The organism is Polynucleobacter sp. TUM22923, assembly GCF_030295705.1.
Lineage (GTDB): Bacteria > Pseudomonadota > Gammaproteobacteria > Burkholderiales > Burkholderiaceae > Polynucleobacter.
Window position 1 is genome coordinate 839,777 of record NZ_AP027274.1, and the last position, 12,071, is coordinate 851,847.

The window sequence follows — 12,071 nt, forward strand, 5'->3', positions numbered from 1 at the left end:
AAACCTTATAATCTAGGGATGTTTTCATACACTTGCTTGCCTGGGGCTAATGCCCTTTCCGCCTTCCGCCAACAGCGACTTATAGCGACGCTTGTGGCTCAGGGTATCGATCTTGAGTCTATTGAGGCGCAATATCTCCATTTCATTTGGACTGAGGAAGAGCTTAGTCCTCAAGATAAAACGGTACTCGAAAGCTTACTTACTTACGGCCAGCCCTTCAAGGCTGATGCAAAGTCTGGAACCCCGCTTTTTGGCAAGCCTAATGCGAGAAAGAATTCGATTTCGATTCCTCGCTTTGGAACTGTTTCATCGTGGGCTAGTAAAGCAACCGACATTGCTCGTCAATGTGGATTAAATATTTTGCGTATTGAGCGGGGCATTGAATACACCTGGCAGTCCAAAAAGAACATCAGCGCAGAACAAGAGCAGCAAGTATTTGCTGCGTTACACGATCGCATGACTGAAACGCTCATCACTCATGCAGATCAAGCTAGCGCCTTGTATCAAACGTTAGCTGATCGCCCGTTTAAGCGGATTTTGATATTGAGTGAAGGTAAGTCAGCCTTAGACAAAGCGAATCAAGAGTTAGGGCTAGCACTGTCAGATGATGAAATTATTTACCTGACTGAGAATTTCATTCGTCTCGAGCGTAATCCTACAGACGTTGAGCTCATCATGTTTGCGCAGGCCAATAGTGAGCATTGTCGTCACAAGATTTTTAATTCCACCTGGACAATTGATGGTGATGATCAAGAGAGGTCATTGTTTGCGATGATTCGCAATACCCATCAACTGCAGCCTGAGGGCACCATTGTTGCTTACTCTGATAACTCTGCCGTGATGGTTGGCTGTGAGTCAGAGACATGGTCCTCGAAAGGTGCAGACCATCATTATGAAAAAGATACGCGTCTTGTTCACACCCTGATGAAAGTGGAGACTCATAATCATCCTACGGCTATAGCGCCTTTTCCGGGTGCCTCTACTGGTGCCGGTGGTGAGATTCGCGATGAGGGCGCCACTGGTATTGGCGGTCGTCCCAAAGCAGGCCTAACGGGCTTCACGGTATCGAACTTAAATATTCCTGGTACCGATTTCCCATGGGAAACAGAGCGCTATGGAAAGCCAGATCGGATTGCAACACCACTGCAAATCATGATCGATGGCCCTTTAGGCGGAGCCGCTTTTAATAATGAATTTGGACGCCCAATATTGGGTGGCTACTTCCGTGTATTTGAGCAAACACTAGAGGGTGTTCGTCGTGGCTATCACAAGCCGATCATGATCGCGGGCGGTATTGGTAGTATTGATTCGATCCATACGGCTAAAAAAGAAATTAAAGCAGGGCACTTATTCATTCAGCTGGGCGGCCCTGGGATGCGTATTGGTATGGGCGGTGCAACAGGAAGCTCTGTTACTACCGGCACCAATACCGCAGACTTGGATTTTGATTCCGTTCAGCGTGGCAACCCTGAAATGGAGCGTCGAGCGCAAGAAGTGATTAACGCTTGCTGCGCAATGGGTGAAGGCAATCCCATAGTTTCTATTCATGATGTTGGAGCAGGCGGCTTATCCAATGCCTTTCCTGAATTGGCAGACGGCGCAGGTCTAGGTGCGCAATTTAAGTTACGCAATGTTCCTCTTGAAGAGAGTGGCATGAGCCCCGCTGAGATTTGGTGTAATGAATCTCAAGAGCGCTATGTCTTAGCTATTGACTCCAAAGACCTGAGTTTATTAACCGCTTTATGTGAACGGGAGCGTTGCCCATTTGCTGTTGTTGGTGAAGCCACAACTGAGCGTCAACTGCAGTTAAGTGATTGCAAAGAGGCTTCTGGAACTGATGCGGCGATGCCAATTGATATGCCAATGGAAGTGCTTCTTGGAAAGCCACCGCGAATGCATCGCGATGTTCAACGAGTAGAGCAGAACTTCGATGAGCTTAATGTAACTGATGCTGACTTGGATCAGTGTATTGCTTGGGTCTTGCAGCAGCCAACGGTCGCAAGTAAGTCTTTCTTAATCACGATCGGCGATCGTACAGTTGGCGGCTTAAATGCCCGCGACCCTTTTGTTGGCCCATGGCAAGTGCCGGTAGCTGATTGCGCCGTAACCCTGATGGATTACAAAGGTTATCGCGGCGAAGCGATGTCAATGGGTGAGCGTACTCCTTTGGCTGTTATTAATGCACCAGCAGCAGCAAAAATGGCGGTTGGTGAAGCTATTACTAATTTATTAGCTGCAGATATTCTTCGATTAGAAGATGTGAAGCTCTCCGCCAACTGGATGGCTGCATGCGGCAGTCCTGGTGAGGATGCTAAGTTGTATGACTCTGTTGCTGCTATTGGCATGGAATTGTGCCCCGCATTGGGCATTTCTATTCCAGTTGGCAAAGATTCCTTATCAATGGCAACGGCCTGGAAAGAGGGGGACCAATCTAAGGCCGTAGTGTCACCAGTCTCGCTGATTATTTCTGCATTTGCTCCTGTTCAGGATGTACGAAAAACATCCACTCCTTTATTGGTTCTGAAGGATGTTGCAGGACAGCCTATTGAAACGGAGTTGATCTTAATTGACCTAGGTCGAGGTCAGAATCGGATGGCTGGCAGCATCTTGGCTCAAGTACTCAACCAATCTGGTAAGTCTGCACCTAACGTCGATCAACCACAGGATCTCAAATCCTTGGCTGCGGCAATTATTGAATTACGTAAGCACCAAATGCTGTTGGCCTATCACGATCGTTCTGATGGCGGCTTACTAGCCTGTATTGCTGAAATGGCATTTGCTTCTCATTGCGGTATCTCCATCAATGTTGATATGATCGCGGTCGACCTCGGTCAAGAGCCAGACTGGGGAGATGCCAAGAACTGGGCTGATCAAGTTTCTGGTCGACGTCATGAACAAACAATACGCGCGCTGTTTAACGAAGAGTTAGGCGCTGTTATTCAGATACGCAAAGCAGATCGTGATGCCGTATTTGCGACGCTTCGAAAGTTGGGCTTAAGCGCCTGTAGCCACGTCGTTGCAAAACCAAATACGAATGGACGAATTGAAATCTGGCGTGATGCAAAAAATATTTTTGCCGAGCCCCGCGTAGTCTTGCAAAAGATGTGGGGTAATACCAGCTATCAAATTGCACGCTTGCGTGACAATCTAGATTGTGCAGATAGTGAGTTTGCCTTGCTAGACAATCTTGCTGACGCTGGTATGTCACCTAAGCTGACATTCGATCCTGCGGATGACATCGCTGCACCATTCATTAACAAGAACGTTAGACCTAAGCTAGCGATTTTGCGTGAGCAGGGTGTGAATTCTCATGTTGAAATGGCCTATGCCATGAGTTGGGCTGGTTTTGATAGCTATGATGTCCATATGTCTGACTTGCTTTCCGGAAAAGCCAACTTAGCTGATTTCCGTGGCTTGATTGCTTGCGGCGGCTTTAGTTATGGTGATGTATTGGGCGCTGGTGAAGGATGGGCTAAAACCATCCTATTTAATAATCAATTGCGTGATCAGTTTTCCACTTTCTTCAATCGCGAGGAAAGCTTTGCTTTGGGAGTCTGCAATGGTTGCCAAATGATGAGCAATCTTTCTGGAATCATTCCTGGCGCACAAGCGTGGCCTAAATTTACTCGCAATCAATCTGAGCAATATGAAGCGCGCTTCGTGATGGCAGAGGTGATGCCTTCACCTTCCATATTTACTCAGGGAATGGAAGGCAGTCATCTGCCGATTGCTATTGCCCATGGCGAGGGATTTGCTAACTTTAGCTTGCAAGGAAATTTAGATTCAATTAAGCAACAGGGATTAAGTACTTTACGTTTTGTGGATCATCAGGGCGTTCCGACTGAAACTTATCCCATGAATCCCAATGGGTCACCTGGTGGGTTGACTGGTGTGACAACGGCTGATGGCCGCTTTACTGTAATGATGCCGCACCCTGAACGTGTTTTCCGCGCAGCGCAAATGAGCTGGTGTCCACCAGCATGGCTTGATGTCTCGGATGGAGCGAGCCCTTGGATGCGCCTGTTCCGCAATGCGCGTAGTTGGGCGAGGTAAATCATTGTGCTAATGGAGCCAGTAACCTTCTCTGAAAGCGGGGGAATTCGTTACCTGCATTTTGGTAGCGAGTTAATTCAAGGGGCGATGCGCATTCGGGATCCGGATGAAATCTATCTTGAATATAACCAGCAGATGATGGCCTGGCTACTTTTTTTAGAGACAAGGCCAGGAATGCGAGTTGCTCAACTTGGCCTTGGTACCGGAGCATTAACCAAATTTACTCATCGATATTGTCCAGCAGTAAAAAATACGGTTGTCGAGATGAATCCTTCGGTGGTTATTGCGGCTAGGAGTATGTTCTCTACGCCAAGCGATGATCGCCGTCTGCAAACAATTCAGATGGATGCCAAGCAATTTGTTCGCCATGATGATTATCAGAATCACTTTGATGCAATACAAGTGGATCTATATGATGCGATTTGCGATGGACCTAGCGCAAGCTCATTGGAGTTTTACCAAGGCTGCTATAACGCCTTGAAGTCACCTGGCATTCTCACGGTGAATCTCTTTTCGCGTCATCCAAGCCTCGATTTAAATTTAAATCACATCAGTGATGCTTTTGATAACAGGGTACTCTTATTTCCAGAGTCACATGACTGCAATGTGGTGGCAATTGCCTTTAAAGGGCCTATGTTGGATGTCGAGTGGCAGGACGTATCTAGGCGTGCGAAGTTAATTATGGAAAAGACTGGCCTACCAACTAATACTTGGGTATCGGGTTTAAATCGTGAGAATGCTCACCAAGAAAATAAGCTGTACATCTGAATAATTTAAGCTTCTAGGCATAAAAAAGGCGATCATTTGATCGCCTTTTTATTTTCCCAGAAACAGGAAATCAATTCATTAAACGACGACAGTATCAGCAACGTCGCTGAACGTCTTGATCTTGTCAAAGTTCATGTACTGATAAACCTCAGCTGCTTTTGCGTTTAACGACTCTACTTGCTCGAAATATTCCTGTGGCGTTGGTAGGCGACCTAGCAGGGCGGCAACAGAAGCTAATTCTGCTGAAGCCAAATACACTTGGGTATCAATTCCTAAACGGTTTGGAAAGTTACGAGTTGAAGTAGAGACTGCAGTAGAGCCCTTTCGAATCTGCGCCTGATTACCCATACACAATGAACAGCCTGGACTTTCCATGCGTGCGCCGGTAGCCCCCAAAATGCCGTAGTAACCTTCTTCCATCAACATCATGGCATCCATTTTGGTTGGCGGTGCAATCCATAGGCGGGTAGGCATATCTTTCTTACCCTGAAGCACTTGGCCGGCAGCACGGAAGTGGCCGATATTAGTCATGCAGGAACCAATAAAGACCTCATCAATTTTTGCACCAGAAACTTCTGATAAAAATTTCACATCATCAGGATCGTTAGGGCAGGCCAAGATAGGCTCTTTGATATCGTTCATATCAATTTCAATAATCTCGGCGTAGTCAGCATTTGCATCCGCCCGAAGTAACTCTGGCTTAGCAATCCATGCTTCCATCGCTTTGATACGGCGCCCTAAAGTACGCTTATCTTCATATCCATTCGCAATCATCCACTTCATTAGGGTGATATTGGAGCGCATATATTCAATAATGGGTTCTTTATTGAGTTGAACTGCACAGCCGCCAGCAGAGCGCTCTGCAGAAGCATCTGACAGCTCAAAAGCTTGCTCAACTTTCAGCTCTGGTAAACCTTCGATTTCTAAGATGCGTCCTGAGAAAATATTCTTCTTGCCTTGCTTGGTAACCGTTAACAAGCCCTTCTTAATGGCATACAAAGGAATTGCATTAACCAGATCACGCAAGGTGATGCCGGGCTGCATCTTGCCCTTAAAGCGAATTAAGACTGACTCTGGCATATCTAGAGGCATAACACCGGTTGCCGCCGCAAAGGCTACTAAACCTGAGCCGGCCGGAAAGGAAATACCAATTGGAAAGCGGGTGTGGCTATCGCCGCCAGTGCCGCAAGTGTCTGGTAAGAGTAAGCGATTGAGCCAACTATGAATAACGCCATCACCCGGGCGCAGTGAAACACCACCACGATTGGTCATAAAAGCGGGTAGCTCATGTTGAGTGCGAATATCTACTGGCTTTGGATATGCGGATGTATGACAGAAAGATTGCATCACTAAATCAGAGGAGAAGCCTAAGCAAGCTAAATCTTTCAACTCATCACGCGTCATTGGGCCAGTAGTATCTTGAGAGCCGACAGTAGTCATATGGGGTTCGCAATAAGTCCCGGGGCGAATACCTTGACCCTCAGGTAGACCACATGCACGGCCGACCATTTTCTGCGCCAAGGTGAAGCCTTTTTTGTTGTCAGGCGGACTTACTGGTACACGGAATTCGGTTGAAGCAGGCAAGCCAAGCGCTGCTCGTGCTTTAGCCGTTAATCCACGTCCGATGATCAGTGGAATTCGTCCACCGGCACGCACTTCATCCAAAATTACAGGTGACTTGAGTGAAAATGCGGCAATTTCTTGGCCATTTTTAAATGCTTTACCGGCATAGGGTTGCAATTCAATTTCGTCGCCCATGTTCATTTGGGAAACATCGAGTTCGATTGGCAGGGCGCCAGAATCTTCCATGGTATTAAAGAAGATAGGGGCAATATTGCTACCAAGACAAACACCTCCAAAGCGTTTGTTAGGAACAAAGGGGATATCTTGACCCGTCCACCACAACACCGAGTTAGTCGCAGATTTGCGTGATGACCCGGTTCCAACCACATCACCTACATAGGCAATCTGGTTCCCTTTTTTCTGCAGGGCTTCAATTTGCTTCATTGGTCCACGCACACCAACTTCATCTGGATCAATACCTGGTCGTGGGTTTTTTAGCATGATGGTGGCATGCAGGGGAATATCTGGGCGACTCCAAGCATCCGGAGCGGGGGACAAATCATCGGTATTGGTTTCACCAGTCACTTTAAATACAGTGAGCTTCATACTTTCTGGTACAGGGGATCTGCTGGTAAACCACTCAGCATCTGCCCAGCTTTGCATAACACCCTTAGCGTAAGCATTGCCTTTTTCAGCAAGTTCTTGAACATCATGGAAGTAGTCAAACATCAGGAGCGTTTTCTTAAGGGCCGCTGCCGCTGTGGCTGAGCACTCTGAATCTGAGAGCAGCTCAACTAGCGGTTTGATGTTGTAGCCCCCAAGCATGGTGCCCAATAATTGGGTAGCTTGAATACGGGAAATTAGCGGTGATTTTTCAGTGCCTTTTGCAAGCGCGTCCAAAAATTCAGCTTTTACTTTAGCTGCCTCGTCTACTCCGGCAGGTACACGATTGGTAATGAGATCTATCAACTCATTTTCTTTGCCCGCTGGCGGGTTCTTCAACAGACCGATCAACTCCGCTGTTTGATCCTTTGTTAAAGGAAGTGCTGGTATACCAAGGGCCGTGCGTTCGGCAAGTTTAACGTTGTAGGCTTCTAGCATCGTGTTTCCTATTGGGTAAGAGTGATCAACAGTAAAAACAGGCGGTGAATTACGCCCGATTTGTCTATTGTAGATCTATTTTTCAGTCTTATATAAGACTTAATAAGGAAAATTGATGAATATTAATGAAAAAATGGAAAATATGGAATTAATAGCTTAAAAATTCACTAAAAATCGTCAAATCACACCCTATTTTGAAGCGAAATTATTCCTATTAATTCAAGAAAGCCTGCCTGCAGATAGAAAAAGGCAAGCTTTACGAAGCTGTCGTTATAATTACCATTTCTATCAGAGCATAAGCGATGACCAAATACGTTTTCGTCACTGGTGGTGTGGTTTCATCCCTAGGGAAAGGAATCGCAGCTGCCTCGCTTGCCGCGATTCTCGAATCCCGCGGCCTGAAAGTCACCCTCCTTAAGTTAGACCCCTACATTAACGTTGACCCAGGGACAATGAGCCCGCTTCAGCACGGTGAAGTTTTTGTGACAGAGGATGGGGCTGAGACCGATCTTGATCTGGGACACTACGAACGCTTTATTTCAGCAAAAATGCGTAAAAGCAATAACTTTACGACCGGCCAGATTTATGAGTCCGTTATTAGCAAAGAGCGTCGCGGTGAATATCTTGGAAAAACAGTACAAGTTATTCCCCACATCACGAATGAAATTCAGGCCTTTGTTGAGCGTGGTGCTCTAGCCAGTCATGATGGTCATGCCGATGTGGCTATTTGTGAAATTGGTGGAACTGTAGGCGACATTGAATCACTGCCATTTCTTGAGGCAGCGCGTCAGATGAGTATTCGGATGCCAAAGCATAGTTGCGCTTTTGTACATCTCACATTAGTTCCCTACATTGCTAGTGCAGGGGAGTTGAAAACGAAGCCTACGCAGCATTCAGTACAAAAGTTACGCGAAATTGGCATCATGCCAACCGCTTTACTATGTCGAGCGGACCGCCCAATTCCTGCGGATGAAAGAGCCAAAATTTCTTTGTTCTCAAATGTAAGAGAAGAGGCAGTGATTTCGGTTTGGGATGTAGACACCATTTATAAAATCCCTGAAATGCTGCAAGCACAGGGAATGGACGACCTCATTTGTCGAGAACTAGAAATCCAAGCCAAGCCTGCAGACTTATCCGTTTGGGCTAAGCTTGTTTATGAGCTTGCAAATCCACAGCATGAAGTCACCATTGGTATGGTTGGTAAGTACGTTGAACTCACCGAGTCTTATAAGTCTTTGATTGAAGCTTTGCGACATGCAGGTATTCATAATCACACCCGCGTCAACATTAACTATATTGATTCTGAGGTAATCGAAAAGGATGGAATTGATTGCCTTAAAGGCCTGGATGCCATATTGGTTCCCGGCGGATTTGGTAAGCGCGGTACAGAAGGAAAGATCGTAGCTATTCGATATGCGCGTGAAAACAATGTCCCTTACTTAGGCATTTGCCTGGGCATGCAATTGGCTGTTATTGAATTTGCTCGACACGTGGCCTCTATCGCAGACGCCAATAGTACTGAATTTGACCCCGAGACAGAGAGTCCCGTTGTTGCTCTCATCACAGAGTGGATTGACCGAGAAGGTCGTGTTGAGAGGCGTAATAATGATTCAGATCTTGGCGGCACGATGCGCCTAGGCTCTCAGCGTTGCCCCGTAAAAGATGGCACATTGGCCCATGATATTTATGGAGCGGAGGTTAATGAGCGTCACCGTCACCGCTATGAAGTGAACAATGCCTATGTACCTCGCTTAGAAAAATCGGGGCTTATTATTTCTGCAAGAACGCCTATTGAGTCTCTGCCAGAAATGATGGAATTGCCTAAAGCGATGCACCCCTGGTTCTTTGGTGTGCAGTTCCATCCTGAATTTACTTCGACACCACGTGATGGCCACCCATTGTTTTCTGCATTTATTCGTGCAGCATTGGCCCAGCACAATGCCACATCTAAACAGCCAGCCTAACCCGCCCAAGAAATAAGAAATAAGAAATAATAAATTTAGGAAATTTAAGAAATTTATGAGCTCATTTAAGTTATGCGGATTTGATGTTGGGTTAAACCAGCGATTTTTCTTGATTGCCGGTCCTTGTGTCATTGAGTCAGAGCAGTCTGCTATGGATATTGCTGGCCAACTCAAAGAGATCACCAGCTCTTTGGGTATTCCCTTTATTTATAAATCTTCATTTGATAAGGCTAATCGCTCTTCTGGGACATCCTTTCGCGGACTGGGAATGGAAAAGGGCCTTGAAATTTTGGCTAGAGTAAAGCGGGAAATTGGCGTTCCGGTACTGACGGATATTCATGACATCAGTGAAATTGAACCAGTATCAAAAGTAGTTGATGTTCTCCAAACGCCAGCTTTTCTTTGCCGTCAAACGGATTTCATTAGGGCTTGTGCTCAAAGTGGTAAGCCGGTGAATTTTAAGAAGGGTCAATTCCTATCCCCCCATGAAATGCTCAATGTGATTGATAAAGCGCGTGATGCTGCTATTGAAGCAAAGCTTGCCGATCAATTCATGGTTTGTGAGCGGGGCGCTTCTTTTGGCTATAACAACTTAGTATCTGACATGCGTAGTTTGGCAATTTTGCGCGATACAAAAGCTCCTGTCGTATTTGATGCAACCCATTCAGTTCAACTGCCAGGGGGTCAAGGTCAATCCAGTGGTGGTCAACGTGAATTCGTCCCCGTATTGGCTCGTGCTGCAGTAGCGGTTGGTATTAGTGGTCTTTTTATGGAGACCCATCCTGATCCATCAAAAGCATTATCAGACGGCCCCAACGCAGTGCCACTGAATCGAATGAAGGACTTGCTTGAATCATTGGTGGCGATTGATCTCATTGTAAAAAAACCAGGGGTATTTCTGGAAGACAGTTTTAAGTAGGGTTGCTTTAAAAGTTTGACCTGTTACGAACATATTTATTTAATTTAGGAGGCTGCATGAGCGCCATTGTTGACATCATCGGTAGAGAAATTTTAGATTCACGCGGTAACCCCACTGTAGAGTGCGACGTATTACTAGAGTCTGGCGTAATGGGTCGAGCCGCCGTTCCTTCTGGCGCTTCTACGGGTTCACGCGAAGCGATTGAGTTGCGAGACGGTAATCAAGAGCGTTACTTAGGTAAAGGCGTTCTTAAGGCAGTTCAAAACATCAACATAGAAATAGCGGAGTCCATTCTTGGTTTAGACGCTAGCGAGCAGGCTTTTCTTGACCATACTTTGATTGAGCTTGACGGCACACATAACAAGGCTCGCTTAGGCGCTAATGCCACATTAGCGGTCTCAATGGCAGTCGCCAGAGCAGCCGCTGAAGAAGCAGGATTGCCTCTGTATCGTTATTTCGGTGGATCAGGCGGAATGCAATTGCCTGTACCAATGATGAATATTGTGAATGGCGGCGCTCACGCCAACAATAGTTTAGATATTCAAGAGTTCATGATCATGCCCGTTGGTGCGCAGAATTTTCGTGAAGCGCTGCGCTGTGGAGCAGAGATTTTTCATGAGCTTAAAAAGATATTGGGTACGCAGGGCATGCCCACCACGGTTGGTGATGAGGGAGGCTTTGCTCCGAACTTTAAAAGTAACCAAGAGTGCCTGCAAACTATTATGAAGGCCATTGAAGGTGCTGGATATCAAGCCGGTGAAGATGTCTTGTTGGCGCTTGATTGTGCGGCTAGTGAATTTTATAAAGATGGCAAGTATCAATTGTCTGGCGAAGGCTTGCAACTGACTTCTAGTGAGTTTTCAGACTACCTAGGAAACCTTGCTGACCAATTTCCAATTGTCTCTATTGAGGACGGCATGCATGAGAGTGATTGGGATGGATGGGCTGACATTACACAAAAATTAGGGAAAAAAATTCAGCTTGTTGGGGATGATCTATTCGTAACCAATACACGCATTCTTAAAGAAGGGATTGAAAAAGGAATTGCGAATTCTATTTTGATTAAGATCAACCAAATCGGTACCCTGACGGAAACTTTTGCTGCGATTGAAATGGCTAAACGGGCTAACTACACTGCCGTGATTTCGCATCGCTCTGGTGAAACGGAAGATAGCACTATTGCCGATATTGCCGTTGGTACGAATGCCGGTCAAATCAAGACTGGTTCTTTATCGCGCTCTGACCGTATTGCAAAGTACAACCAACTTTTGCGTATTGAAGAGGGCCTGGGTGATGTAGCCACCTATCCTGGCAAATCTGTTTTTTATAATCTCAAGCGCTAATTCTTTAACTACTTAGTCTGCTAAGATTTCTTAGACTATGCGCATTATTATTTATTCTATGTTGTTGCTACTTCTGGCAATCCAATACCCACTATGGCTAGGTAAGGGTGGCTGGCTGAAGGTGTACGACATGGAAAAACAAGTCGAACTGCAGCAGGCTAAAAATAGCCTGCTCAGTTTGCGTAATGCGAAGTTAACGGGTGATGTTAAAGACTTAAAAGAAGGTACGCGCGCCATTGAGGAACGTGCCCGCGTAGAGCATGGCATGGTTAAAGAAGGTGAATTTTTTGTCCAAATTCTGCCAACTGACAAATCCTCTAAAAATACTACCAATGAGAAATCGGCCGTCACTAATTAGTA

Annotated in this window: 7 protein-coding genes; 6 read left to right on the forward strand and 1 reads right to left on the reverse strand. The window is 46.1% G+C overall.

The window, feature by feature from the left end:
* Positions 1 to 18: 18 nt before the first annotated feature.
* Together purL and QUD86_RS04300 are read left to right on the forward strand one after the other, a co-directional pair.
* Positions 19 to 4,053, forward strand: a complete 4,035-nt coding sequence (gene purL, locus QUD86_RS04295) for a phosphoribosylformylglycinamidine synthase (RefSeq protein WP_286298380.1) — start codon at positions 19 to 21, stop codon at positions 4,051 to 4,053.
* Between the two features lie 12 nt (positions 4,054 to 4,065).
* Positions 4,066 to 4,821, forward strand: coding sequence for a spermine/spermidine synthase domain-containing protein (locus QUD86_RS04300; RefSeq protein WP_286298396.1), 756 nt, complete (start codon positions 4,066 to 4,068; stop codon positions 4,819 to 4,821).
* A gap of 78 nt (positions 4,822 to 4,899) precedes the next feature.
* Here QUD86_RS04300 and QUD86_RS04305 read toward each other — a convergent pair whose 3' ends face one another.
* Positions 4,900 to 7,485, reverse strand: coding sequence for a bifunctional aconitate hydratase 2/2-methylisocitrate dehydratase (locus QUD86_RS04305; protein WP_286298398.1), 2,586 nt, complete (start codon positions 7,483 to 7,485; stop codon positions 4,900 to 4,902).
* Positions 7,486 to 7,787: 302 nt separating this feature from the next.
* Between QUD86_RS04305 and pyrG the strand changes: the two genes are divergently transcribed.
* Genes pyrG through ftsB form a run of 4 tightly spaced genes read left to right on the forward strand, consistent with a single transcriptional unit; the run spans position 7,788 to position 12,069 of the window.
* Positions 7,788 to 9,449, forward strand: coding sequence for a CTP synthase (gene pyrG, locus QUD86_RS04310; protein WP_286298400.1), 1,662 nt, complete (start codon positions 7,788 to 7,790; stop codon positions 9,447 to 9,449).
* Positions 9,450 to 9,504: 55 nt separating this feature from the next.
* Complete coding sequence (gene kdsA, locus QUD86_RS04315; protein WP_286298401.1) at positions 9,505 to 10,368, forward strand: 3-deoxy-8-phosphooctulonate synthase; 864 nt, start codon at positions 9,505 to 9,507, stop codon at positions 10,366 to 10,368.
* 56 nt (positions 10,369 to 10,424) lie between these two features.
* Entirely contained in the window at positions 10,425 to 11,711 is a 1,287-nt protein-coding gene (gene eno / locus QUD86_RS04320) for a phosphopyruvate hydratase (RefSeq protein ID WP_286298403.1), read from the forward strand.
* Between the two features lie 37 nt (positions 11,712 to 11,748).
* Positions 11,749 to 12,069 (forward strand): cell division protein FtsB, encoded by a 321-nt coding sequence (gene ftsB / locus QUD86_RS04325; protein ID WP_286298404.1) that lies wholly within the window; start codon positions 11,749 to 11,751, stop codon positions 12,067 to 12,069.
* Positions 12,070 to 12,071 lie beyond the last annotated feature (2 nt).

Excerpts from the sequence above, each read along its gene's own strand:
- purL (WP_286298380.1), top strand. The coding sequence starts at position 19 with ATGTTTTCATACACTTGCTTGCCTGGGGCTAATGCCCTTTCCGCCTTC.
- QUD86_RS04300 (WP_286298396.1), top strand. The coding sequence starts at position 4,066 with ATGGAGCCAGTAACCTTCTCTGAAAGCGGGGGAATTCGTTACCTGCAT.
- QUD86_RS04305 (WP_286298398.1), bottom strand. The coding sequence starts at position 7,485 with ATGCTAGAAGCCTACAACGTTAAACTTGCCGAACGCACGGCCCTTGGT.
- pyrG (WP_286298400.1), top strand. The coding sequence starts at position 7,788 with ATGACCAAATACGTTTTCGTCACTGGTGGTGTGGTTTCATCCCTAGGG.
- kdsA (WP_286298401.1), top strand. The coding sequence starts at position 9,505 with ATGAGCTCATTTAAGTTATGCGGATTTGATGTTGGGTTAAACCAGCGA.
- eno (WP_286298403.1), top strand. The coding sequence starts at position 10,425 with ATGAGCGCCATTGTTGACATCATCGGTAGAGAAATTTTAGATTCACGC.
- ftsB (WP_286298404.1), top strand. The coding sequence starts at position 11,749 with ATGCGCATTATTATTTATTCTATGTTGTTGCTACTTCTGGCAATCCAA.